This is a genomic window from Lentimicrobium sp. L6 (genome assembly GCF_013166655.1).
In the GTDB taxonomy this organism is placed as follows: Bacteria; Bacteroidota; Bacteroidia; order Bacteroidales; family UBA12170; genus UBA12170.
In genome coordinates this window covers 1-25,262 of sequence record NZ_JABKCA010000020.1, presented here as the reverse complement: position 1 = coordinate 25,262, position 25,262 = coordinate 1, and the positions used below count along the sequence as shown (strand labels likewise).

The 25,262-nt window shown below is 33.4% G+C and carries 18 protein-coding genes and 1 tRNA gene; 10 read left to right on the top strand and 9 right to left on the bottom strand.

Features of this window, described 5'->3' with window-relative positions; genetic code table 11:
- The 4 genes from HNS38_RS06955 to HNS38_RS06940 form a co-directional block, all read right to left on the bottom strand.
- Positions 1–1,929 carry an ATP-binding protein gene (locus HNS38_RS06955; protein WP_172278828.1) on the bottom strand — a complete coding sequence of 643 codons (1,929 nt, stop codon included), beginning with the start codon at positions 1,927–1,929 and terminating at the stop codon, positions 1–3.
- A complete protein-coding gene (locus tag HNS38_RS06950) occupies positions 1,922–2,452 on the bottom strand; it encodes a YfiR family protein (RefSeq protein ID WP_172278829.1) in 531 nt (176 codons plus the stop codon). The genes HNS38_RS06955 and HNS38_RS06950 overlap by 8 nt, the downstream gene beginning before the upstream one ends.
- A gap of 11 nt (positions 2,453–2,463) precedes the next feature.
- Positions 2,464–4,779 (bottom strand): TonB-dependent siderophore receptor, encoded by a 2,316-nt coding sequence (locus HNS38_RS06945; protein ID WP_172346189.1) that lies wholly within the window; start codon positions 4,777–4,779, stop codon positions 2,464–2,466.
- A gap of 118 nt (positions 4,780–4,897) precedes the next feature.
- A complete protein-coding gene (locus HNS38_RS06940; protein ID WP_172346188.1) occupies positions 4,898–7,531 on the bottom strand; it encodes a PAS domain S-box protein in 2,634 nt (877 codons plus the stop codon).
- An 809-nt stretch (positions 7,532–8,340) separates the two neighbouring features.
- Here HNS38_RS06940 and typA point away from each other — a divergent pair.
- Positions 8,341–10,149, top strand: coding sequence for a translational GTPase TypA (typA, locus tag HNS38_RS06935; RefSeq protein WP_172278837.1), 1,809 nt, complete (start codon positions 8,341–8,343; stop codon positions 10,147–10,149).
- A 69-nt stretch (positions 10,150–10,218) separates the two neighbouring features.
- Here typA and HNS38_RS06930 read toward each other — a convergent pair whose 3' ends face one another.
- Positions 10,219–10,545 carry a hypothetical protein gene (locus HNS38_RS06930; protein WP_172278839.1) on the bottom strand — a complete coding sequence of 109 codons (327 nt, stop codon included), beginning with the start codon at positions 10,543–10,545 and terminating at the stop codon, positions 10,219–10,221.
- Positions 10,546–11,188: 643 nt separating this feature from the next.
- Complete coding sequence (locus tag HNS38_RS06925; RefSeq protein ID WP_172278841.1) at positions 11,189–11,782, bottom strand: tetratricopeptide repeat protein; 594 nt, start codon at positions 11,780–11,782, stop codon at positions 11,189–11,191.
- Between the two features lie 169 nt (positions 11,783–11,951).
- On the opposite strand from HNS38_RS06925, the gene HNS38_RS06920 reads away from it, so the two are divergent.
- From HNS38_RS06920 to HNS38_RS06885, 8 genes are all read left to right on the top strand, one after another.
- Positions 11,952–14,627 (top strand): gliding motility-associated C-terminal domain-containing protein, encoded by a 2,676-nt coding sequence (locus HNS38_RS06920; protein ID WP_172346187.1) that lies wholly within the window; start codon positions 11,952–11,954, stop codon positions 14,625–14,627.
- Between the two features lie 93 nt (positions 14,628–14,720).
- Complete coding sequence (locus HNS38_RS06915) at positions 14,721–15,497, top strand: toxin-antitoxin system YwqK family antitoxin (RefSeq protein ID WP_172278844.1); 777 nt, start codon at positions 14,721–14,723, stop codon at positions 15,495–15,497.
- A 62-nt stretch (positions 15,498–15,559) separates the two neighbouring features.
- Positions 15,560–16,024: an NfeD family protein gene (locus tag HNS38_RS06910; RefSeq protein WP_172278846.1), complete on the top strand. Its 465-nt coding sequence runs from the start codon at positions 15,560–15,562 to the stop codon at positions 16,022–16,024.
- 63 nt (positions 16,025–16,087) lie between these two features.
- A complete protein-coding gene (floA, locus tag HNS38_RS06905) occupies positions 16,088–17,050 on the top strand; it encodes a flotillin-like protein FloA (protein ID WP_371742921.1) in 963 nt (320 codons plus the stop codon).
- A 73-nt stretch (positions 17,051–17,123) separates the two neighbouring features.
- Entirely contained in the window at positions 17,124–17,612 is a 489-nt protein-coding gene (locus tag HNS38_RS06900) for a hypothetical protein (protein ID WP_172278850.1), read from the top strand.
- 128 nt (positions 17,613–17,740) lie between these two features.
- Positions 17,741–19,906, top strand: coding sequence for a bifunctional (p)ppGpp synthetase/guanosine-3',5'-bis(diphosphate) 3'-pyrophosphohydrolase (locus HNS38_RS06895; protein WP_172346186.1), 2,166 nt, complete (start codon positions 17,741–17,743; stop codon positions 19,904–19,906).
- 44 nt (positions 19,907–19,950) lie between these two features.
- Positions 19,951–20,025, top strand: a tRNA-Val gene (locus HNS38_RS06890).
- Positions 20,026–20,150: 125 nt separating this feature from the next.
- A complete protein-coding gene (locus tag HNS38_RS06885) occupies positions 20,151–21,125 on the top strand; it encodes a polyprenyl synthetase family protein (RefSeq protein ID WP_172278853.1) in 975 nt (324 codons plus the stop codon).
- A 256-nt stretch (positions 21,126–21,381) separates the two neighbouring features.
- On the opposite strand, the gene HNS38_RS06880 is transcribed toward HNS38_RS06885, so the two are convergent.
- From HNS38_RS06880 to HNS38_RS06870, 3 genes are all read right to left on the bottom strand, one after another.
- A complete protein-coding gene (locus HNS38_RS06880) occupies positions 21,382–22,020 on the bottom strand; it encodes a hemolysin III family protein (RefSeq protein WP_172278854.1) in 639 nt (212 codons plus the stop codon).
- A 115-nt stretch (positions 22,021–22,135) separates the two neighbouring features.
- Positions 22,136–23,503, bottom strand: coding sequence for an aldehyde dehydrogenase (locus HNS38_RS06875; RefSeq protein ID WP_172278856.1), 1,368 nt, complete (start codon positions 23,501–23,503; stop codon positions 22,136–22,138).
- 9 nt (positions 23,504–23,512) lie between these two features.
- Complete coding sequence (locus HNS38_RS06870) at positions 23,513–24,142, bottom strand: TetR/AcrR family transcriptional regulator (protein ID WP_172278857.1); 630 nt, start codon at positions 24,140–24,142, stop codon at positions 23,513–23,515.
- A gap of 198 nt (positions 24,143–24,340) precedes the next feature.
- Here HNS38_RS06870 and HNS38_RS06865 point away from each other — a divergent pair, with 198 nt between their 5' ends.
- On the top strand, positions 24,341–24,949 hold the full coding sequence (locus HNS38_RS06865) for a hypothetical protein (protein ID WP_172278859.1): 609 nt from the start codon (positions 24,341–24,343) through the stop codon (positions 24,947–24,949).
- Positions 24,950–25,262: the final 313 nt, after the last annotated feature.

Sequence of the window (25,262 nt, the reverse complement as noted above, 5' to 3'; positions counted from 1 at the left end):
CTAGCATTTTGGTATTGTGAAATAAAATGCAGCTCCTTTATTAGGTTCTGCTTTAGCCCAAATTTCTCCATTGTGACGTATTATAATTCTTTGAACATTAGCTAGTCCTATACCTGTTCCCTCATATTCTGATTTTGAATGTAGGCGCTGAAATACTCCGAATAATTTATCAGCATATTTCATGTCAAAACCAACACCATTATCGGATAGGCAAAATACAAAATATTTTTCATTTTCTTGATAATCAATTTCAATTATTGCATTTTCCTTCTCTTTTGTGAATTTTATAGCATTGTTTAAAAGGTTAACCCACACTTGTTTAATCAAAGACTTGTCGCAATAAGTAATAGGAAGTTTTTTCTTTTTCCAAATAATATTTCTGTCTTCGGAATTGGAAATGGCTCTTTGGTAGGCTTGTTCAAAGACTAAATTCATATCTACATCTGATTTTTTCATTTCTTGCCGTCCTGTTCGAGAAAACTGTAGTAAATCATCAATTAATTGTCCCATTTCATGAGCAGAATCAGCTATGATATCCATATATCTCATACCTATTGTGGATATGGATTCTGGGAATTGTCTCCTAAGCATATCTATATATCCATTAATATGCCGCAGAGGAGCTCTTAAATCATGTGAAACCGAATAACTAAAAGCCTCCATTTCTTTGTTTGCAGATTCGAGCTGTTGAGTTCTCTCTTTAACTCGTTTTTCTAGGTTCTCGTTCAGCTTTTTAATTTCTTCTCGTGCAAATCTCTCGTCTTCCAAAACACTAAGCAAAACAATTCCAGATTTTTTAGAGGCCCTCAATAATTCATGAATTTCCTCTTCCGCTTTTTTACGTTCTGTAATATCTTCAATACTTGACCAAATGAATTCTTCACCATCTCTTTCTAAGATGATTCCACTAAGATTAACAGGAACTAAATCTCCGTTACGATTGATGAATTCTTTCTCGTAAGGACCATATTTCCCCGTTTTTACTAAGGTTTCAAATTGTTTATCATCCTCCAAATGGTATTTTTTAGGACTGATATCATGATAGCTGAGCTTTAGAATTTCAGGATTATCCATTCCTAATATCTTTTCAAAAGAAGAATTAACTTCTATAAATGTGCCATCCATTTTGCTTAATACGAGGCCCACAGGTGAGAAGTTCAAGAGAATTTGATTGCGTTCTTCACTTTCAATTAAAGCGGACATGGCAATATCTCGTTCTTCTTGTCTGATGTTTATCTGGTTTAAGAAATTATTAAAACCATCATATAGTAAACCTACCTCGTCGTTATATTTTTTTGAAATGGATTCCGAAAAATCTTGGTTAGATGCCATTTTATTAACATGATTACTTAATGTTAATATAGGCTGAGAGATGTGTTTCTGCATCGAATTGGCTAAAATCAATGATAATAGAATTAGAATGATCAGAAGTATAGAAAGAATGATGAGCATGTTTCTTTTAGCCTGAATGAGGGCATTTGAGTTTGCTTTAATAAAAAGGGTTCCATATTGTTCATTTTGGAAAATGACGTTTTCAGTTATATAAAAATAATCATCTTTAAAAGTGTTTGTATTATTAATCGAAAGCGGTGATTTTTTATTGTGATTTTCATCTTCATAATATTGAGCGAATACTTCACCATCCTTACTATACAATATTGCTACTTCGATAAAATTGATGTTTTTTAATTGTGATAAGAGTTCGGTCGCTTGTTGATTATCGTCAAATGTTAAAGGAGCAATACAATAACTAGCCACTAATTTGGCATTCAGTATAAGCCCAGAATGTATTTCATTTTTCAATCTGTTAGTATTCCATAAACTAATGAATGTAAACCCTATACTAATGGTCAAAAAAGTAATGAATAGAATAATGGCTATCATCTTATTTTTAATCGACAAATTATTTATGTAGTTTGGCTTATTCATCTGTTTCTACAATTTTTGCCGAATTGAGTAGGAGACTACTAACATTCAGATTAGAATTTTTAATGGATTCTTCATTAATTTCATAACGGATATGATTATCCTCAATATACATGTTTATGTGTATTCCCTTTACTCCAAACCCTTCTGACCCACTTATGGTGAGTATTGGGTATTCATTTGTGAAAGAAAGGATTTCAGCGATTCTGTTTTTTTCACTTGAAGAGATATATACCAAGTTAGCCTCTTTGATATCTTGTATTTCATTGGTGTATTTTATTTCTACATCTAATTTTTTGATATTGGTGTTTTCAAATAATTCATCAAGAGATTTTTGAATAGGTGTTTCTCCAATGACCACGATTTTAAATGTATCGCTTTCGCTGTTAAACTCCATGGGCCATTCCACAAAACGAGTAAAACGCTCAATAAAAGCGGCTTTAAATTCGTTTTCTGATACTTGAGCTTGGATGGAGCTCATCAGCATAAGGAGAAATAATAAGATTTGAATTTTTCTGATTTTCATTTTCTATTCTATTAAAACTTAGCTGTTAAACGAAAACCAAAACTACGTGGTTCATTAATGAATCCAACTTGTCTGGGATATTGCCTATTATTTCCATCCTCCCAATATTGAAAAACATATCTTACATGATTGACCGAGAATAAATTCATAACATAAGCAGTAAATGCAAAATCAGTCTTACTAATATCGAAGTGATAAGAAATAGAAAGATTAGAAGTAAAGGATGGTTTTGCATATCCTTTATCAGTTACATCATTATATATATCATTCATTTCGATTTGGGTAGGGGTATCACCATAGTTATTATGGATATCTCTAAACATATTTAACATATCTATTTGTCCGTATTCCGAGGCAAATCGTGCATTAAAATGTGCAGAAAAGGACGAATTGAATTGATAGTTTGTGATAAGTTTAATTTGGTGTTGAGGGAAATTATTAATTCTATTATTTCCAGCATCATTCATGGGAATGTCTAAGCTATCTAATCCTATGTTTGATAAATAGGTATTGAGTTCAAATTCTGGATCCCAATTCAATTGTTTGGTAAAAGAATAGTTAAGTCTTATGCCCAATTTCTTTTTTTTATAGGATAAATCCACAACAAAACCTGCTGTATTATAATTACCAATTAATTCTGATTTTTCATTTTCTGTCCATGCTATTTGATTAAGAGACCGATAAAAAGTCGAAAGATTCATGGTGAAGTTTTGTAAAATAAGGCTAGAATAGATTAGCTCAATCCCTTTTATCTTCTCAGGATTAGGATATTCATCATTTGTATATCTGATGGTATATAACTCCCTGAAATTCGGTAATCTAACCGATTGTTGAGCAATAAGTTTTACATAATTATTTTTATTTATTTCTTGAATTAAAGCTATTCTTGGTGAAAATGCGATTTTAGCCAAATTGTGTTTGTCTACTCTACCAGAGAGCAAAATGGTGGTTTTATCAAAAACTTGGTAGTTAAGCTCAAAAAAACTAGATATTTGGTGGGCATCAATTGGCGATTCAATAAGGGTAACAATACCATTTTCATTATACTGTTGATAAAAGCCAGAATTAGAATCTTTAACTGCAAATTTAACAGGTGGTGCAAAGTCCATGACAAAAGAATCTTTGGATTTCCCCCATTCTGTTCCGTAATACCAATAATTATATTCTACACCCAAAGCTAATTTTAACTTTTTACCAGGTTGATAGTTTAATAGGGATTGGAAGTTCAGTCTATTTTCACTGTATGAACCATTTCTTTGAGTGATATCATGAAATGGTTTTTTGTCTCCTTGATAGAGTTGTATATCTCCTATGCTTTGAGATTGGAAGCCAACATTAGTTTGTAATTCGATTTTATTAGAAAACTGATGTTCATTTCTTAGTGAAGATGTAAATTGTTGACCATAATGTCCTGAAAATGCTGGGCCTTCAATGGACTTTCCTTGTTGGGTTTGTTTGACAAAGCTAAAACTAGTGTATCGAGCTAAAAACCGGAACTCCTTTAAGAAGTTGATGTCTAATTGTACTTTTGCTTCTGGTCTATTGTCAAAATCAGCATAAAAGTTTGGCGCAGGACTTCCTTTTCCTTTGTTTCCCCATGTACTTGACATAAAACCATAACCATAGCCATGGGCACGATCGATATAATAAAATTCAGGGTCTTTTATCCCATCAGATTTCCCAATAGAACCAAATATCGAAGCAGAAAATGATTTGTTTTTATGAGAATATTGGCCATTTAAATAAGAATAGCGATAGGTGAAATCATGAGTTATTCCAATATTAGCTTTATCAGCATTTTTTGCAGAAATAGTCGTAATAGAAATGACCCCGCCAATGGCTCCTGGTCCATATGTAACAGAACCTGGTCCGCTGATGATCTCAATTTTTTCAATATCTGAAAGGTCTTTATTTAGGATTTCGAAAAATGGGCCATTATTATATCTCAGGTTCATTTGTTCCCCATTAACTATCAAGAGAAAAGAATTATTTTGATCACTCATAATACCACGAATACCAATGCGAGGACCAAGCCAATGATTTACAAAGGTTCCACTAGGAACATAAATCTCCAGTAGGTCTAATAGATTTCTAGCAGGAGTGCTTTCAATATCTTGCTGTGTAATTATGGTTAGTGTTGCAGGAGTTTTTGAACGTTCAAGACCAGTTAAAGTACCGGTTTTAATTTGAATGTTCATTAATTCTTGAAAAGAGAGCTCAACAAGATCTTTAGCTTTTAAAGTTTCAGCTGTACTTTGTCCCCAAGAGAATGGTGATAGAAAAAACAGACATTGAATGATAATGCAATATTGTATAAGTTTTTTCATATAATTTCATTTAGTTACCAAATATACTTAAATATTTCATTTGTTTATGCTCGTATGCTATCTTTTTAATTTGGAATGGCTTGTATATGAGTTGTTTATTGCGGTTTGCTTTCAGTGCTTATTCCTCTTTTGAATTAACATCCAAAACACTAGAATATTTAATGGGTTGTCCTAATTTCTGGAGTAATCGGTTAATCTCAATTTTTAACTCGATGGTTTTTTCTTCTCTGTTGATCATGGTATCGTGCCAGCGTTGTAATTCACTTAATTGTTTGTTGATTTTTTCTTCTGCCTCCTTTCTTTTTGTAACATCTTGAACAGTTGAAATCATAATGTTTTGATCGATTAATGGAATATTATAAGCTAATACATAGCGTGTCTCACCTTTATTGGTAGTAATCTTTAGGTTGTTCCACCTCATTCTTTTTGGATCGCCACTCTGCATATCAGAAACGATTTTTGTTTTCATCTTATCATGATATTCTTTCTCAGGAAAAACTTTTTCAAAAAATATGCTCGTATTGGTTAATACCTCTTTGGGCCAGCCATAAATAGTTTCGAATAGTTTGTTTAAATATTTAACATTTCCATCATCAATAGTATTGACTGCAAAACCTATGGGCATATTTTCCATAATGGCTTCAATATAATTGTTTCGATTTTCAAGCTCTTCAAATATTTGTTTTCTTTCTGTAATATCTGCGGTGGCCAATAATGCTCGTACCCTTTCTTTTGAGCTTTGGTCAATTTTTAAAGTAATATGGATATTTTTTACTTCTCCAGTTAAGGCCTTTACCTCAGCTTCTGATTCATAATAATTTTCACCATTAAAAACAGTAACTAATTCTTCTCTAAAAACATTGAAAGAATTTTTCGTAAATGTTTTGTCTAACTTCCCAATCAATTGTTCTTTGTTTTCTGCGCTATGTAATGCTAATGTGGCTTTATTAACATCGATTATTTTAACCATTTTTGTACAAGCAGATAATTCATTAGGAAACTCATCAAAGTACTTATTTAAATCTTTTACTCCTTTATTCTTAAGTGTATTAAAGAATTGAGTAAGTTCAGTGAAGTCCTCTTCCCATAAAGGTATAGGCGAATCATTAAATAATGTCTTGTATCGTATTTCACTATTTTGCAATGAAGCCAAGTTTTCCTTTTCTTTAGTAATATCAGTTACAAATGCAAAATAGTATTCAACTTCACCTTTATTATCAAAGCGAGGATGCACTAAAAGTTCTATAGGTACTCTAGAACCATCTTTTTTAAAATACTCCTTTTCATAGCTAACAGGCTTTTTTGTTCGATGAAGTTCTTGTAGTTTGATAGTTTCTGGTTCTTCCCACTCAGGAGGAGTTAATACCTTATTCCAATTCAGGTTTTGTAATTCCTCCTCCGTATAGCCAGTAATGGTTTGATAAGCTTTATTACACATGCCAAGCTTGCCATTAGGATAACCAATGGCTATACCAATAGAAGACTCTTTAACGATATCTGCCATGAGTTTTTCTCTGTCTCTACTTTGTTTTAGAGCCATTTCGGCATTCTTGCGTGAAGTAATATCTTGAACAATTCCTATTATTGATTTAACTTCATTTTTATCGTTTTTTTCAGGTTCACCTACAACATTTATCCATTTGATTCTGCCATCAGGAAATAGTAAACGATGTTCAATTTCCCAAGGAATTCCATTTTCTATACCATTATTGATATGGAGAAGATCCATTTCACTGTCATCTGGATGTACCACCTGCAGGAAGGTGTCTACAGTTAGGTTTCCTTTCTCTAATTCGAAAATTTTCAATAGTTCATCTGAGCCTGTCACCTCATTCGTTTCAATATGAATGTTCCAAAAGCCCATTTTAGCAATGACTTGACCTCTTTTAAGGCTTCTCTCACTTTCTTCAGCCCTTTCTTTGGCTTTTGTTAATTCTATTTCATGAAGTTTTTTCTCGTTGATATCAGTAAAGAGAACACCAAATTGGTTGGGTGCTGTTTGAAAGGCATTCACACGATAAAAAATATTTAATGGGCCAAACATAGCTTCAAAAGAGATGGGTTCTCCGGTAATCCCAACCTTTCCATATCGTTTAATCCAATAATCTTCCGAAGTAGGGAATAATTCGAGGAGGGTATGTCCTAGGGTTTGGTCATTTATTAAACCTGTTTGCTTTTCAAATGCAGGATTAGCCTCCATAAACCTTAAGTCAATAGGGTTTCCAGCTTCATCAATTATCACATCTTGAATGGAAAAACCTTCGCTCATACTCCCAAATATATCACGCAATTTTTTCTCAGTCTTTTTTAGATTCTCTATTTCTTCTTCAGCCTTTTTGAGTAAAATATGAGTTTCATCTACTGGCTTTTTAGCTGTTTTTAATTTTAGTAGTAAATTAACTTGTGCTATCAAATTGACTTCATCTATAGGACTGGATAAAAACGCGTCAGCACCCTCCTCTAAAGCTTTTATTCGTAGGTTTTTATCTTCTTCAGAAGAATAGATAAATACTATTGGAATGTGAGAAACAGAGGAGTCTATCTTTAATTCTTTGCAGAGATCAATGCCATTTTTCTTCGAAGCATTAAAGCTTAAAAATATGATGTCGGGTTGGTGGTCTTTGGCAAACAGGAGCAGGGATTCAGTACTTGGAACATTTATAAAATCCGAATCTGTCCATGTTTTCTTTAAAATGGATTGCAGTTTCGTTAATTGGTCATATAGTCCTTCAATGCTTAAAAAACGTATCATAATCACAGAATAATAGGGTTAAGACAAAATCTTTAAAAAAAATGGTAAGCAATAAATTACTGGCAATGATTGGTTATCTATGTTTGTGGTGATATAAATGTGCTTTAGTCAAGAGAACTAAAATAATAACAAAGTTCACCATTCAAATATAGTGAAATTTTACTTGATTTAAAGTTCTTCTCATGAGTTGATGGATTTCTAGATATTTCAGGTTAATTAGGTGTTTTGAGTGCTATCTTTATAATAAACCTTAAATAAAACATAAGCAAGTTCTTCAAAAATAGTGATGTAAGCAATATTCTTTACAAATTAAAGCAAAGAAAATAGTGCATATGATGAGGATTGGTTTTTGAAAATGACATAGCAAAATAGGGGAGAAATCTGTGATTATGGTTATGGTGCTTTTTTTACAAAAAAATTGCAGCAGTCTTTCATAATTCTGTTCATAATACTTTTGCATTTGATTTCAGGAGGAAGTGTTATCAAAATTTAATGAAGGTTTAATTTCTGATTAATCATTGTTCTATTTTATGTATCGATTAAAGGTGTTTTTATGAGGGATTTTACCATGTTAATTTGCTAGATATAATCGGAATTGTAATAGCAAATTAAAGAGGATTATAAATATGATAAGAAATCTTACATTTCTTTACCTGTAAAAACACTTTACAGCTTCTCTTTTTTAAAAGAAAATCAGCTTATTACAGTCTGTTTTTCATTCTTAATTTTCCCTTAACAAATCGCTTAATAAATTATCTCAATGCTATTAATAATATGACTACTTTTGCAGCCATTTTAAAAAGACCTAAATGCTGGATATTAGAAACATTGCTATTATAGCCCACGTTGACCACGGTAAAACTACCTTGGTTGACAAAATTTTACATCAGGTGAAATTGTTCCGTGACAATCAAGAAGTGAAAGAATTAATTCTTGATAATAACGACTTGGAACGTGAAAGAGGAATTACCATTCTATCTAAGAATGTGTCGGTTAGATATAAAGATACCAAAGTAAACATTATCGATACTCCCGGTCACAGTGACTTTGGAGGAGAGGTAGAACGAGTGTTAAATATGGCCAATGGAGTACTATTGGTAGTAGATGCTTTTGAAGGCCCAATGCCTCAAACTCGTTTCGTTTTACAAAAAGCTATTGAGTTGGGATTGAAGCCTATCTTGGTGGTGAATAAGGTAGATAAGCCAAATTGTGATCCTGAGGAGGCTGTTGAGAAAGTTTTCGACTTAATGTTCAGCTTAAATGCTACTGAAGATCAATTGGATTTTCCCGTTGTTTATGGTTCGTCAAAAGAAGGTTGGATGAGTGAAGATTGGCAAAAGCCAACTGAAGATGTTAAATATTTAATGGATGTGGTTTTAGAGCATATTCCAGTTTCCCAGCATGTAGAAGGTAGTACTCAAATGAGAATTACTTCCTTAGATTATTCTAGCTTTGTAGGTAGAATTGCTATTGGAAAATTAACTCGTGGGACTTTACAGTGGGGGCAGAATATTTCTTTAGTCAAGCGTGATGGAACCATTACTAGATCTAAAATTAAAGAATTATATGTTTTTGAAGGCTTAGGTAAAGAAAAGAAAAAAGATATTGTTCACAGTGGTGAAATAGTAGCTTTACTAGGAGTTGAAAATTTCGATATTGGTGACACTGTTGCTGCTTTTGAAGACCCTGAAGGATTGCCAGCTGTGAAGATTGACGAGCCTACTATGAGTATGCTTTTTACCATTAATAATTCACCATTCTTTGGGAAGGAAGGTAAATATGTGACTTCTCGACATATTAGAGAAAGATTATTTAAAGAGATTGAAAAAAACTTAGCTTTAAAAGTTAAGGAAACTGATTCTCCTGATTCATATAATGTATTTGGTAGAGGGATTCTTCACTTGTCAATTCTGATAGAAACCATGCGCCGTGAAGGCTATGAGTTTCAATTAGGTCAGCCTCAGGTTTTATATAAAGAAATTGATGGGGTAAAGCATGAGCCTATTGAGTTATTGACTGTTCATGTTCCTGAGCAATTTAGTGGAAGAGTGATTGAAATGGCTTCTCAGCGTAAAGGTGAAATGAAGATTATGGATACCAAAGGAGACCGTATTCATTTAGAATTTGAAATTCCATCAAGGGGTATTATCGGTTTGAGAAATAACATGCTCACAGCAACAGAAGGAGAGGCTGTAATGGCACATCGTTTCCTAGAATATCAACCTATGAAGGGGGAGTTGAATACGAGAAGAAATGGTGCTTTAATAGCCATGGAAACTGGAATGTCTATTCCGTTTTCTATAGATAAATTACAAGATAGAGGAGCTTTTCATATTGGACCTAACGAAGATATTTACGAAGGACAAGTTATAGGTGAGCATATCAGACAAGATGATTTGGTGATTAATGTTACTAAAACTAAGAAGATGAGTAATATGCGTTCTTCTGGTGCTGATGATAAAGTGGTTATTGTTCCTCCAATTCGATTTTCTCTGGAGGAAGCAATGGAGTATCTTAGAAAAGATGAATATTTAGAAGTAACCCCAGAATCTCTTCGTATTCGTAAGATTCTATTAAGTGAACATGATAGAAAAAGAGTAAGAAATAACAGAATCTAATTTTAGAATTTTGTTCCTTATAAATGGCTTCTCCTGGTATTAGGAGGAGCTTTTTTTGTAAAAAGAACACTAATGGATACTCAATTGTTTAGTTGTCATTAATTCGCCATTAAGTCTGTATTTAAAATCCTTAATATTTTCCTTACAATTACTTTTTCTATTATAATTAATGTCATACAAAGTATCATACTTCAATGTGCTTTCAATAAGAAGGAGGTAATTTGGTGAGTTTTCTTTAAAGTCAATAAATATGGTGTAAGAATTTTGTTCATTTAATACTCCTAGAGTTAAAGTGTCAATGAGTTCATCAAAATTATTTCTTTCTGTAATATAAGCGTTTAAAATAGAAGGAGAATCGAGATTTGGGTAGGATATAGAAATTGAAGAGCCAAACAATATTTCAAAAACATACAATTATGATCAAAATAATGCTTTAGGCTTGCTTAGCAATGCTAGTATTATAATTGGCAATAATAATGATCCAGACTATCTTGCCAATAATATAGATTATTATGATCCCCTATTTAGATTATCATCAAAAATAGAAAATGTAAATGGTGTAGACTATTCATACAACTATGATTACGACACTTACACCATCTCGCTCGGAAATGTTTTTCGAGTACATATAACACTCAAAACTATTTTATTACCTTTGTTAAATATCAGATAAATATAAAGTAGATGTACCTGATAAAGTGCTTAAAGTTAATAGTTTGGTGTGAATTCAGTCATGGGTTATTTTATGAAAAGCTAAGTATATACACCTCTAGCCTGAGGAGACCAGTGCAAGATATGATAGTTGAAAAAACACAGGATTATTTGTTTAGCTCAGCTAGAAACGATGCTGAATGGCCTTTTTTATTGGATGTTATTTTAGAAACACTTGAATTGAGAATATATGTTAGATAATCATTGTTGTAGACGTTCGGATTAGCATTGCTAGTTCCTTGTAGTCGTTTGCAATCGAGAACCTAGTGTGAGCTCAATGATTTAAACCCGAGTTATTGTGGTATTACACTATAGAAAAGAATTTACCTTAAGTTTGTTTCAGCAATTTCTCTTTTTTGGAGGAGGCAATTCGAATGATAGAGTCTGCTTTAGAATGAAGTCCTTTCTTAAAGTAAATACTTGCTAATAAGTAATAAGGTTCGCTATAGTCTTGGGCATTATTTATGGCTTTCTTTAAGCTTTTCTCGCTGGATAAGGTGTCGCCAAAATAAAGTTCAGCCTGAGCTTTATAATAAAATACCTTATCATGGTTTGGATTGATTTTACCAACAGAATCAAAAATGAGATAGGCATTCAGTCGGTCATCCATATTCCAAAGGATTAGAGATTTCCCAAAAAGGGCAATATTATTTCTAGTATTTAGTTTTAAAGATTGATTGAAATATATAAGTGCAGTAGACCAATCATCTAGATAGTATTGGCAGTAACCCAAATAAGCTATGGCCACATCATTTCTTGGATTTATTCTGGCAGATTTCTGAAGAGGGATGAGTGCTTTTTGATATTGGGCTTGAAAAAACAATTCTTTTCCATTCTCTAGAAGAATAAGATCTGCTCGCATTCCTGTTTGACAAGAAGCCAAGGTGAAAAATAGTGATATGAGTAAAATGGTTTTTTTCATTTGAATAAAAAGAGGAGTAAAATTAGTAAAAAATCAGTTCTAATGACTAAAGCGTATTTATATTCAAAAAAAAAGCTTGGTTTGTATTGTGTTGATAATCAATGGTGTGATAATTATTGATTTGTTTTGAAATTTCTTTTTTATACATTTGTTTTATAATATGTGATCTGTGAAAACTAAATTAGCGTATATCTATTCATTCCTTGTGGCATTTATTTCGGTAAATGGTTACTCACAGTGTGATATGCAAGTTAATTTTGAAGATTATACCACAAATGGAATGTCTTCTTTTATTGAATGGAATACCATAGATGACAATACCGTAGTATGTAGTTCATCTGATTGGCAACCTTCTTTTTTAGTGAATAATGATACCTTGTTAAATGTTAAGATCACAGGAGAGGTTTATGTGAATCCAATCATTAATGATGATGATTTTATCGGCTTTGTTTTTGGTTATAAATCTCCAAACATTAACACTCAAAGCAACGATAATCATTTTTATTTGTTTGATTGGAAAAAAGAAGGTCAATATTGTCCTGTGGCATTTGGTAGTTTTTATGCCAACGAAGGCTTTAGCTTGGTTGAAGCAAAAGGGTTAATAGAGGAGGATCCTGTTTCTACATATCGCCATTTTTGGGGGCATTTGAATAATGAAAATTTCAACTTATTAGATTATCGTTACAGTAGTAATATGGGTTGGGAATACAGCACTATTTATCAATTCGAACTTATTTATACCTATAAAAAAGTAAAGATTAGTATAGATGGTGAGTTAATATTTGAAATGGATGGCTGTTTTGACCCCGGTCTCTTTGGTTTATATAGTTTTAATCAAAATGCTGTTGTTTATCAGAACATATCTATTGAGCAATATTATCAAATTCATATTGATAATGAACAAGATATTTATTGTGAAGGGGAGAGTGTTGGATTTCATTTTATAGATCCAGATTGTGCTGATTTACCGCCTAATACTGTTTCTTTCCAATGGAATTTTGGTGATGATACTGAATTTTCGCAAGATTTAAATCCACAACATACTTTTGCTGAACCTGGAGATTATAATGTAGAATTATATTTAGAGAATCTATTTGGATGTATTGATACTATCCGTCAAGGTATTCACATCGAAGCAAACCCTAGTTTTGTTCAAGTGCCACATGATGTGGAGTGTTTTGTTGGTGATGATATTTATTTTGTGGTAGAGGCGAGTAATGCCTTAAACTACCAATGGTATTATAAAGATCGTGAAATGGACTCTTTTGTGATCTTACAAAACGATGGTTATTTTTCTGGTGTTCGTTCCGATACTTTAAGAATTAGTGATGTGAGGTTGCCATTTGATAAAATGGAGTTTTTGTGTTCTATAAATGGAGATTGTTTAACCAATATCTCATCAGAAGCCGCTGAAATCATTATCACAGATATTCCAATAAGGGCTAATCTTGATGTGGATTCCAAAAGTGTTTGTGCTCAGGATTCTAGCTACTTAATTTTGTCACTAAAAGAATTTTATAATATAGAAAAAGCACGTATTCTCTTCGAATATGATCATGAAAACTTGCAATTATTAGATTTTACATCTTATAATAATCATATTAATTATAGTTATCAGGAAGAGGATGGAAGATTAGAAATCCATCTAGAGAGAATAGGAGCCTTACCTTTTGGGGAGGCCATTATTGCGGCATTTGAATTTCAGTCCATTGGAAGTGTTAATACCATAGCTGAATTTAATTGGGTGAAAGATAGTACTTGGTTTATTGACATAACAGGTGATACCATTCTAGATATATTATCGAATACAGCCATCTCTATTAATCAGCCTATTACTTGGGATATGAATGATTCTATTTCACTTTGCTATGGTGAAAGTATTAATATTGAAAGCGATGACTTTAATCAAATTATTTGGAGTACGGGGGCTACAGGTAATGAAACGCTTGTCGTTGATGATGGGGAATATTGGGTTAAATTTGAAGATTATAATTCTTGTATCTCGGCAGACACTTTCTATTTTAATTCCAAACCATTGCCCCAGGAGCCATTGGCAATTCATATTTTGAACGACTTTTACTGTGCCAATGAGGACTCCATTAGATTCTCTATAGATGGTGGTTTAGGTGCAGAATTGGAGGTGCATTATAATGATATTTATAAATATTTTGCGGAGCCTTCTGATGAATATCGATTTCCTAATCAATCAGAATCTTTTGAAATATCAGCAGCATATATCAATGACTGCGGAACCTCATCAATAATAAGTCAGAATGTAGAAGTGCATCCAGTAGTCATTCCCAAAGTAAAAATTGACTTTAGTAATAATGAATTGTTTTCAGGTGAAACCATTAACTTTTCTGCTATTCCTGAAAATGAAGGAGAAGAACCTCAATATTATTGGCTAATGGATCAAATCATTGTTCAGTTTGGAGAAAGTTCAGTATTTCAAACTTCAGATATTTTAAGTAACCACAGATTGGATGTTATTATGTATTCTAATGCAGAATGTCTAGATGTCCAAGATTCTGCTTATGCTTCTGTTTTTGTGAATGCAATTGATCAGTTTCAGTACTATATTCCAAGTCTAGTTATAGCCAATGGTGATGGTAAGAATGATGAGTTTAAAGTAGATTTTATCAATACTGATTTTGAAGAGTTTGAAATACAAATCTATGACTTATTAGGAAAACTAGTGTTTGAAACCAATGATCCAGAGCAAGGGTGGGAAGGTGAGAATACCAGCTTTAACGGGCAGGCTGAAATGTTTGCTTATAGAATAAAATTCAAACATATTGGACAGCATGAAAAGTTAATCACTGGGAAATTCATTCTAAGAAAATAGTTGTTTTTACTGGTAATAGTGTAAATTTGTATTTTAAGAAATAATTTACATCATTCATATTCGGAATGTCACTTTCGAATTAAACCATTATATATGAAAAAGCATATTCTATCTATTTTATTAAAATCACTATTTATTTTTCTCTTAATTATTCCAACTTCATTAGCGGCACAAGAATCTAGGTTTACCAAAAATCTTTTGGATGATAATGGTCTAAAACAAGGCCTTTGGTCAGAAACAAATGGAAGCAAAAAGGAGCAAGGAAAGTATGTTGATAGCGTGAAAGAAGGTCAATGGGTGAGGTTTAATGAAAAAGGGTCTATCAAAAAAATAGAAAACTATGCTAATGGCAAACTAGATGGATTTGTCATTATCATTGATAATAGAGGATATATTCAAAAATCAACTTCTTATATCGATGGGATTAAAGATGGAAAAGAATTGGAGTTTACTTATGGAGGAAGAATTACTGGACAAAAAACTTGGACTGAAGGCTTGTTAAATGGTAAGGTTGAGATTTTCTATGATAATGGAAAGATTCAAGAAAAAGGGATGTATTTTAAAGGTAAACGTAATGGGAAAACCAAATGGTATGATTACGATGGGAAAATGATAGCGGAGTATCAGTATAAAGAAGGTAGTATGGAAGGTGACCAAAGGTCATTCTACCCAAGTGGTGAACTAAAGAGCATCGAATCTTATGAGAACAACCTTCCAGAGGGAGAAAAAATAGAGTATTATAGCAACGGTCAAATAAAATTAAAGGGTGGAAATAAAAATGGTTTAAAAGAGGGGGAGTGGATTGAATACGATGAAAAAGGTAGTCAAACCAATGTTCTCATGTATAAAAAAGGGGAATTAAAAAAATAATTTTATTTTCATAGAATATTTACACTTAGATTCTGAGTTTTTACTAATTTTAGCAGATAAATATGTCTTGGTTAATTATACTCATCTTATTATTGGGAGGTTTAATATTACTCCTTCTTGAACTACTCGTAGTTCCTGGTACAACTGTAGTTGGAGTTATTGGCTTCATATTAATGGCAGTTGGAATATGGCAATCTTATATCGAATATGGTTGGGTTTGGGGTTCTATGATTTTGTTATTCACCCTTTTGGTATCTTTGGGAAGCCTTTATTATAGTTTACGGTCTAATACCTGGAATAAGGCCATGTTGAAAACAAGTATTAAGTCAAAAGTGAATACAGAGGCCAATGCACTGGCTATTGGTTCTGTGGGGGTAACTACCTCAATTATCAATCCAATGGGAAAAGCCTTATTTGATAATAAGTTTTATGAGGTTTCTAGCCATGGTGAGTTTATTGAAGCCGAGAAAGATGTGAAGGTAGTGGCCATTGAAGGAAATAAAATCTTCATCAGCCTGAATACATAAAAAAGAATTTTTTAATCAACTAAAAGAAAAAAAATGGACGCAAGTGTTGGTGTATTAATAGCAATGATTATTGGAGGAGTGATTCTGTTATGGATTTTACTCTATTTTATACCTGTAGCTCTTTGGTTTTCTGCATTAGTTTCTGGTGTTAGAATATCATTGTTACAATTGGTTTTAATGAGATGGAGAAAGGTTCCACCTCAAATAATTGTAACAGCAATGATTGCTTCTAAAAAAGCAGGAATTGATTTAAAACGAGACGATTTGGAAGCCCATTTTCTTGCAGGGGGACAAGTGAAGCGAGTAGTGGATTCCCTCATTTCTGCTGATAAAGCCAATATGGGACTAGATTTCAATACGGCAACTGCTATTGATTTGGCTGGTCGTGATGTGTTTGAGGCAGTTCAAATGTCAGTAAATCCAAAAGTAATTGATACTCCACCTGTTACTGCCGTTGCAAAGGATGGTATTCAGTTAATAGCTAAAGCTCGAGTAACTGTTCGTGCCAACATTCGTCAATTAGTGGGTGGAGCAGGTGAAGAAACTGTTTTGGCAAGAGTTGGAGAAGGTGTTGTCTCTTCTATTGGTTCTTCTGATTCGCATAAATCTGTATTGGAAAACCCTGATTCTATTTCAAAAGTTGTATTATCTAAAGGATTAGATGCCGGTACGGCCTTTGAGATTCTTTCTATTGATATTGCAGATATCGATATTGGGAAGAATATTGGAGCAGTTCTTCAAATGGACCAAGCCAATGCCGATAAAAATATTGCCCAAGCCAATGCTGAAAAACGTAGAGCTATGGCCGTTGCTCAAGAACAAGAAATGAAAGCCCTTGCACAAGAAGCTAGAGCCAAAGTAATTGAAGCAGAAGCAGAGATTCCTAAGGCATTAGCAGAAGCGTTTAGATCTGGTAATCTTGGGGTGATGGATTATTATAAATTTGAAAATATTAAAGCCGATACAGCAATGAGAGAGAGTATTTCAAACCCTACGAATAAACCTAAGGGTGGCGCAAAAAAATAAGGTAGATAAATAATGATTAAGAAGCGTTTATGTCTCACCTGAAGCATAAACGCTTTTTTTATAAAAACAGACCATGTCAGCACCAGAGTATATAAAGAATAAACAAGGACAACTTCAAGAAAACAAGTATTATGATTTCAAAATATTGAAGACAACAATAGCACCCGATGAGATGTTATATTTTATTATTGAAGACCCCTTTGGTCAGAAACATATGATGGAAGCTGAGTGTTATGAATCTTTTGGATTTAATATAGGAGATGTCATTCCAGTGAGGATAGATAGAATTAATTGTAAAGGTCAAGTGTTTTTTGAACCCAAACATCCATTATATAGTGAAGGAGAAATATATACCTGCAACTATATTGGTCAAGAATGGAAGAAGAATAAATTTAATGAGGAAGAACTGTTTTTAGCCATTGAAGGACCTGATGGTATAAAGACATTATTGCAAACCATTTCGCATCATCAAGAAAAAAAAGGATATCAGGTGAAAACCATTAGGTGCAAAATAAGAAAGATAAGCAAAGGAAAACTGAGGATGTCACAGTATTTAGATTAGCATTTTTTATATCTTCAGTTTCTGTTGTTTGAATGTTGTAGCGTTTAAAGGAGAATGAGGGAATGAGAGAATGAGAGAATAAGTTGAGTATTGATGCTTTTGCATTTTACTACTAAAAATGAATACCAATGAAAAGATTAGAACCTTTTATCAATTATATAGATAAAGTAGCAGATGAAAAAGGGGCCACTTTATACAAGAAAGTACTGAAAGAATTTGATCAAAAAAAAGTCGCTTCAGATATTTATCAAGGAATTCCAAACATGGAACTCATGCTTGGAATGAAATCAATTTTACAAACAAATTTAAAAACACAGAGTAATGTATTTACTGCAGCCACTCTTGCATTTATCTATCCTTATAAAGAACCACCAAAGGAAGTTAAAGATAATTATGGAGAAGAAATCCATCGGATTTTAGAAGGAGTTCAAAAGGTAAGAGCCGTAAAGCATGATAAAGCACTAGGACAAGCCGATATGCAAAGACAATTGGTGCTCAGTCTTGCTCGAGATACTCGTTCTCTTTTGATTTTGCTATCGGCTAGTCATTACCTCCTCCGGAATTATGAAAAAATCCAATCCTTTGAGCAAAAGGTTCAGGTGCTCAATGGAGCCATTACTGTTTTTATTCCCATTGCACATCGGCTGGGTTTCTATGTGATTAAATCGGAAATGGAAGATTTGGTTTTGAGTATACAAGAACCTGAAATATACGATAGCATTAAAACCAAACTTGCAGAAAGTGAAAAAGAGAGGAATAAAATCATCAATAAATTTATTGCTCCATTAATTATGGAAATGAATGCACAAGGTTTGCAGTACAAGATTAAAAGCAGGCTTAAGTCCATCAACTCTATCTATACTAAGATGCAGAAGCAAAATATCCCTTTTGAAAAGGTTTATGATTTGTGGGCTATTCGATTAATACTGGATAGTGATAAGGAGAAGGAAAAAGAAACTTGTTGGCATGCTTATTCGATTGTGACCAATCTTTATGAATCTAGTTTGAGTAGAATGCGGGATTGGATTACTATGCCAAAAGGATCTGGCTATGAGAGTTTGCATACCACGGTAAAAGATGAGGATGGCAGATGGACAGAAGTACAGATTCGCACTGCTAGGATGGATGAGGAAGCGGAAAACGGTATGGCGGCCCATTGGCGCTATAAAGGAGGCAAGGGAAGTCAAGGCATTGATTTCTGGTTGAGTGAAATTAGAAAAGCTATTGGTGATGAATCTAAGATTAAAGATTCAGGTCAAATTCAGCCTGATAAATTTACTAACGAGGTTTTTGTTTTTACACCTGGTGGTGATTTAAAAAAACTAAAATATGGAGCTACGGTATTGGATTTTGCCTATTCCATACATAGTGAAGTGGGAAATAAGTGTATCAATGCCCAAGTCAATGGAAAAGTAGTCCCCATAAAGCATGTGCTTCGTAATGGTGACCAGGTGAGTATTATTACTTCAAAAAATCAAAAGCCTAGTGTAGATTGGATCAATTTTGTAGCCTCCTCAAGAACGAAAACAAAAATTCGTAAAGCATTAGATGTACAGAGAACCATTGATATCAAACGAGGGAAAGAAATATTAGAAAGAAAGTTTAAAAATTGGAAACTAGATTTTAATCAGAATGTAATCGATGAATTGGTACATAAACTAAAACTAAGAGAGCATTATGAGTTGTTTCAAAATATCGCTTTGGAGAAAATAGATCCTCTTGATTTGAAAAAACTCATCCAAGAGGAAGAAAATGAGGAGGATAAACATATTACTACTTCCTTCGATTCAATAAATGACAGCTTGCATGAAGTAGAAGAGGATGAGTTAGAATCTTCTCATCAAGATGTTTTGGTCATTGATAAGATTGATGGCATAAATTTTCAATTGGCTAAATGTTGTAGCCCCATACAAGGAGATAAAATTTTCGGCTTTGTTACTGTTACCAAAGGAATATCAGTACATCGTAATACCTGTCCCAATGCTGCAGAAATGAGGAAACGGTATCCTTATCGAATCATTGAAGCTAAATGGCGTGCTAATAATAAGAAAGTCAATTTTAAAACCAGCATTAGTATTTTAGGTACCGATACAATGGGACAAGCCAATCGCATTACACAAGTGATATCTAATGAAATGAAAGTGAATATTATTTCCATGAATTTTATCTCAAAAGGAGGTTTATTCGAAGGAAAAGTAGGATTGTTGGTTCAAGATAGTCAGCATTTAGAGGCGCTTTTAGAGAAACTCAAATCGATAAATGGTATCAATCAGGTATTTAGATTGGATTCATAAAAGCGTATGGAAATTAGGAATTATTTCCTAATTTTGCAGCTCATGGGATATTAACTCAGTTGGTTTAGAGTGTTACCTTGACAGGGTAGAAGTCACTGGTTCGAATCCAGTATATCCCACAGATTTAGCCTTGCTTTTGCAGGGCTTTTTTTGTTCTGAGTAGCTTAGTTTCCTAAAGTGAGTTGGTTGTGATTTATGAATCCCAAAATCTTATCATTCCACAAATTTCCCTAAATTTGCTCACATGTCCATAACCAAAGAAATAAAGAAACTTTTAAAACAGGAATTCGCAGAGTTTGAGATAGTATTTAAGGAAGCTATGAATACCGATGTGGCTCTTCTCGATGTGATACTCAAATATCTCTATAAGCAGAAAGGTAAGCAAATGCGTCCTATGTTTGTCATGTTGACTGCTCATATTTCTGGTGAAATAAATCCCGCAACCTATAGAGCTGCTTCTTTGATAGAATTGCTTCATACTGCAACTTTAGTACATGATGATGTGGTGGACGATGCCAACGAAAGGAGAGGGTTCTTTTCATTAAATGCACTCTGGAAGAATAAGATAGCGGTGCTATCTGGTGATTTTTTGTTGTCAAAAGGCTTAATGTTATCCTTGAACCATGATGACTATCATCTATTAAAGATAGTCTCAAAGGCCACTCAGGAGATGAGTGAGGGAGAATTATTGCAAATAGAGAAAGCGCGCCGATTAGATATTACGGAGGAGGTTTATTTTGAAATCATTCGCAAGAAAACGGCCAGTTTAATCGCCAGTTGTTGTGAAGTGGGTGCAGCTTCGGTAAATGCCTCAGCAGAAGTGGTGGAGAAAATGCGTTTGTTTGGAGAAAAAGTAGGACTAGCTTTTCAGATTAAAGATGATATTTTCGATTTTAAAACAGCAGGAGATATCGGAAAACCAAAAGGAATAGATGTTAAAGAGCAAAAGATGACTTTGCCATTAATATATATGCTTCAGAATATGGATTCCTCTGAAAAGCGAAAAGTCATCAGAACCATAAAGAAACACCATCAGAATCCAGAAAAAGTTCAGGGAATCATAGCACAAGTAAACCAGAGTGGAGGAATTGATTATGCAAAATTTAAAATGAATGAATTGGTAGATGAGGCTTTAGCACTCTTAAATGGACAAGAACCTAGTCCTTATCTTGATGCTTTGAGAGGTTTGGTGGAGTATTCTATTTCTCGGGAGAAGTAGGTTCTTTTAGTGGGAGGTAAATTCTTCGGTTAAATGTTTTGTTGACACTCTAAATGGTAATAGGTCACGCCCAGCCAAAGAGACGCAAAGAATTATGAAGCATTAATCTTTTACCATTTTTAGCATTCTTTACAACCCAATTTACTATTTTTAGCCATTTATCACTCGGTCTCCAGCTCGGCAGCTCTTCATTTCCTTCCTTCAACAGGACTTTTAAATTGGGAGTAGGAGTACTAAATAATTACTTTCTTTTAATTTACACATAAAAGAAAACAGCTACAAAATGCGCAATACTGCCTAGTAATACGAAAACGTGGAAAATGGCGTGATTATAAGGTAGTTTGTGTAGCAAATAAAAGATAGCTCCAATACTATAGCTTACTCCTCCAGCTATTAACCAGAAGAGTCCAGGACCGCTGAAGCTTTCTATCAATGGCTTAATGGCAATAATGATCATCCAGCCCATCAATACATAGATGGCAGTAGAAATTTTGTCGAAGCGACCAGTAAAAAACAATTTGAGGATGGCTCCGGTGATGGCTAATCCCCAAATGACTCCGAATAGTGACCAACCCCAAGGGCCTCTTAGTGTAACGAGTAAAAATGGAGTATAGGTTCCTGCTATCAAAAGAAAAATACTACTGTGATCAAAAACATTGAGTTTCAATCGTGTCTTTTTCTTTTTGGTCGCATGAAATAGGGTAGAAGCAGCGTATAAAGTAACCAATGTTGCTCCATAAATACTAAAACTTACGATATGCCATGCTGTTCCATATATGCTTGCAAACACCACCAATAATACCAATGCAGGAATACTGAGTGCCAAACCTAAGCCATGAGTTAGGATGTTCCAAAACTCTTCTTGTTTGCTATAATCTCTTGCTTTTATTTTCATATTCACTTTTTTTTGCCACTAAGGCACGAAGAATTTATTCATAAATTTACAATTCTTCAACTCTGAAACATTTCTTTTTAAGTCACTAAGTCTATCGATCCCCCAATCTCCCCACCTACATCAACTTTTTTAGCAACCATAACTTCAATCCATTATAGGGTGCATATTTTACAAATGGCTCAAACCAATTTGTTTTTTGAATGATACTTTTTTGATGACTAAAGGCTTTAAAACCATTTTCGCCATGATAATTTCCCATTCCTGAGTATCCCACTCCTCCAAAGGGTAGTCCGGGATTGGTTAGATGCATGATGCATTCGTTTAATCCACCTCCACCAAAGGAAAGCTCACTGAAAACTCGTTTACTCGTACTTCTCTTGTGGGTGAATAAATAGAGTGCCAGTGGCTTTTCACGAGATTTAACCTGCTTAATGGCCTCCTCTAAATTTTCATATTCTATTATGGGTAATATAGGTCCAAATATTTCTTCTTGCATCACCTTGTCATTCCATTCGATATGATCCATGATGGTAGGGGAGATATATAAATCTTTCTCATCGGTTTCTCCACCGAAGATGATTTTCTTTTCGTCTAATAATGCAAGTAAGCGATCGTAATGTCGATTATTTATAATTCTTACAAAGGCCTCACTTTTTTGAGGATGTTCACCATGAATTTTTTTGATTTGTTTGATGAGTTCCGCTATTAATTTTGCTTTCACACTTTTATCAACGAGAATATAATCTGGAGCCACACAAGTTTGACCACCATTAAGGAATTTCCCCCAAGCTAGTCTTTTGGCTGTCATTTTAATGGAAGCGCTCTTGGTTACTAGAGCCGGACTCTTACCTCCAAGTTCCAAAATCACTGGGCAAAGATGCTCAGCTGCAGCTTTCATCACTATCTTACCCACTATAGCGCTACCGGTATAGAATATCTTATCAAATCGAAGTTTGAGGATTTCCGTGGTCTCCTCAATGCCGCCTTCCCAAACTTGCATATAATGAGTAGGAAAATTCTCATTGATGATTTTCGCCATGACTTGGCTGGTATATGGAGCCAATTCACTGGGTTTAATGATAACAGTATTTCCAGCTGCCATGGCTGAAATCACAGGTTGTAATGACAAAAGATAGGGGTAATTCCAAGCCCCTATCACTAAAACATTCCCAAGAGGCTCGGGCATGATATAGCTAGAACCTAAGAAATTGGCCAGATTGGTGGAGATGTATTTTTTCGTCGACCAAAGTTTGATATTCTTGAGGTGATGAATCAGTTCTTCATAAATCATTCCTAACTCTGTGGCATAGGTTTCAAATTCTGATTTCTTAAAATCCTTAAAGATGGCTTTGTATAATAAAGCTTCATTAGATTTTAAAACGGATTGAAACTTTTTCAATTGTTCTTTGCGAAAATGAAGTGGTTTGGTCGCATTGGAATTAAAAAAATCCTGCTGACTTTTTATGATTTCTTGATAATTCATGCCCTAGTATTAATTAAATTCAAGTTCTAATTGAGCTTGACGATATTCTTTTTTTACTAATATTTGAATCATGATGTCTAATGATTCATGTAAATGTGATTTTATCTTTGCTGCATCATAAATACCATCTAAAACGGTCATCCCCAAAACAATGCTCAGTAATAATCGCGCCGTTTTCTTGGCGTCAATAGCTATGGCCATATTTTGTTGTTTCAGCTCTTCTTTAAGCAATAACTCCAAATAATAACCTTTCTTATAAAAATGTCTATTGATTTTATATTGTATGGAGTCTTGTGATGCTGCCGATTGAAAAAGGAAACGAAAATAAGCCAATAAATCTTTGCGAGAGGTTAGTTCCAGTAATTCCTCATAGGGGCTAATCAAATGCTCCACAAACTCACCCAGCTTGTCTTTCAGATTTTTCTCCTGACTATAATCGAAATCCGATTCATTAAAATAATTGAAGAAAAATCGATTTAAAACCTCCTCATATAAATCATTTTTCGATTTGAAATGGTGATAAAAGGCACCCTTAGAAATACCACAATGGCTCACTATATTTTGAATAGAAACTTCTTTATAGCCCTCGTTTATAAAGAGCTGAAAAGATTGAGTAAGAATGTTTTCCTTAGTTTTCATACTGCAAAGATACGGTAAATACCGACTGATTGGTATGGCAAGTGTTTAATGTGATGATTTACTGAATGATTTTATTCTAAAATTCTAACTTCAGTAGTACAACAACCATAATAAAAAAACATTCTATCCTTCAATGTGAATACCATTTAAGTTTTATAAATTGCAAGAGTAAAATCTGAATACCATAAAATGTAAATATTGAAAACACCATTTAAAATATCTTTTAGGCAAGAATTGGATGATACGCCAAATAATGCTGTTTTAAAGAACTTTTGGTTAAGTTTTAAAGATTCCTATTGTGATGAAATGTTTTATAAAAGGAAAAATGAGATATTGATTGAAAACGATTTCTTTAGATTAAAACCAGATTTTAACTTTAATCTATGGATAGGAATTGGGAATGCAAGACTTATAATAAAAGAAAAAGAAGGACTAAGACTTGTTGAATATACTATTGATTATACTCGTTTAACAATTACTTATTTTTTAATAATAATTTTATATCCTTTAATCTTATTAAAGGGTGTTGGAGATATTGAGTTCCCTCTTTACTTTGCTTTAGGTTTATTGATATTGGCCTTTTTTAGGCATGCTATCTCTTTTTTAAGGCATTTGTCTTTATTTAAACGAACTTTAAATTATGGTACTGGCTATATAGGTAACTATGATTGGGAGACTATTCTAATGAATAAAACTGATAATGAATTGCTTGAAATGAAAAATGGGACTAGACAGTTGCCAGAAGCTGTTATAAGACTTGTTGAAGTTGAAATAGAAAACAGGAAATATAGTTTTGATAATGAGTGATTCTGATATTGTAATAAATAGAGCTTTGCTCTTCAGCTTATACTATATCTATGAGCAAAAAAAAGTAAGTACAGTCAAAGGTTGTAATATTATTATTATGTTTGTAAACCAATTATTAGGTCTATTTTTTAATTTCAAAATTTAAAGAAAAAGAAAAGATTATAATGAATTTTTGTCATTTCGCTAGAGTCATTTTATACTTTACAATAATTTGGAAACCAGGAATCATAGCGAAGCGATATGGGTTGAAAATTAGCGGATAGGGTTACCCATTTAAGTCTCGTGTAATTTAATCGAAGCGTAAGCAATCGGT

Coding starts and splice junctions, on each gene's coding strand:
- HNS38_RS06875 (WP_172278856.1), bottom strand. CDS start 23,503: ATGAATTATCAAGAAATCATAAAAAGTCAGCAGGATTTTTTTAATTCC.
- HNS38_RS06870 (WP_172278857.1), bottom strand. CDS start 24,142: ATGAAAACTAAGGAAAACATTCTTACTCAATCTTTTCAGCTCTTTATA.
- HNS38_RS06940 (WP_172346188.1), bottom strand. CDS start 7,531: ATGATACGTTTTTTAAGCATTGAAGGACTATATGACCAATTAACGAAA.
- HNS38_RS06915 (WP_172278844.1), top strand. CDS start 14,721: ATGAAAAAGCATATTCTATCTATTTTATTAAAATCACTATTTATTTTT.
- HNS38_RS06955 (WP_172278828.1), bottom strand. CDS start 1,929: ATGAATAAGCCAAACTACATAAATAATTTGTCGATTAAAAATAAGATG.
- HNS38_RS06925 (WP_172278841.1), bottom strand. CDS start 11,782: ATGAAAAAAACCATTTTACTCATATCACTATTTTTCACCTTGGCTTCT.
- floA (WP_371742921.1), top strand. CDS start 16,088: ATGATTATTGGAGGAGTGATTCTGTTATGGATTTTACTCTATTTTATA.
- HNS38_RS06945 (WP_172346189.1), bottom strand. CDS start 4,779: ATGAAAAAACTTATACAATATTGCATTATCATTCAATGTCTGTTTTTT.
- HNS38_RS06895 (WP_172346186.1), top strand. CDS start 17,741: ATGAAAAGATTAGAACCTTTTATCAATTATATAGATAAAGTAGCAGAT.
- HNS38_RS06950 (WP_172278829.1), bottom strand. CDS start 2,452: ATGAAAATCAGAAAAATTCAAATCTTATTATTTCTCCTTATGCTGATG.
- HNS38_RS06900 (WP_172278850.1), top strand. CDS start 17,124: ATGTCAGCACCAGAGTATATAAAGAATAAACAAGGACAACTTCAAGAA.
- HNS38_RS06885 (WP_172278853.1), top strand. CDS start 20,151: ATGTCCATAACCAAAGAAATAAAGAAACTTTTAAAACAGGAATTCGCA.
- HNS38_RS06880 (WP_172278854.1), bottom strand. CDS start 22,020: ATGAAAATAAAAGCAAGAGATTATAGCAAACAAGAAGAGTTTTGGAAC.
- HNS38_RS06910 (WP_172278846.1), top strand. CDS start 15,560: ATGTCTTGGTTAATTATACTCATCTTATTATTGGGAGGTTTAATATTA.
- typA (WP_172278837.1), top strand. CDS start 8,341: ATGCTGGATATTAGAAACATTGCTATTATAGCCCACGTTGACCACGGT.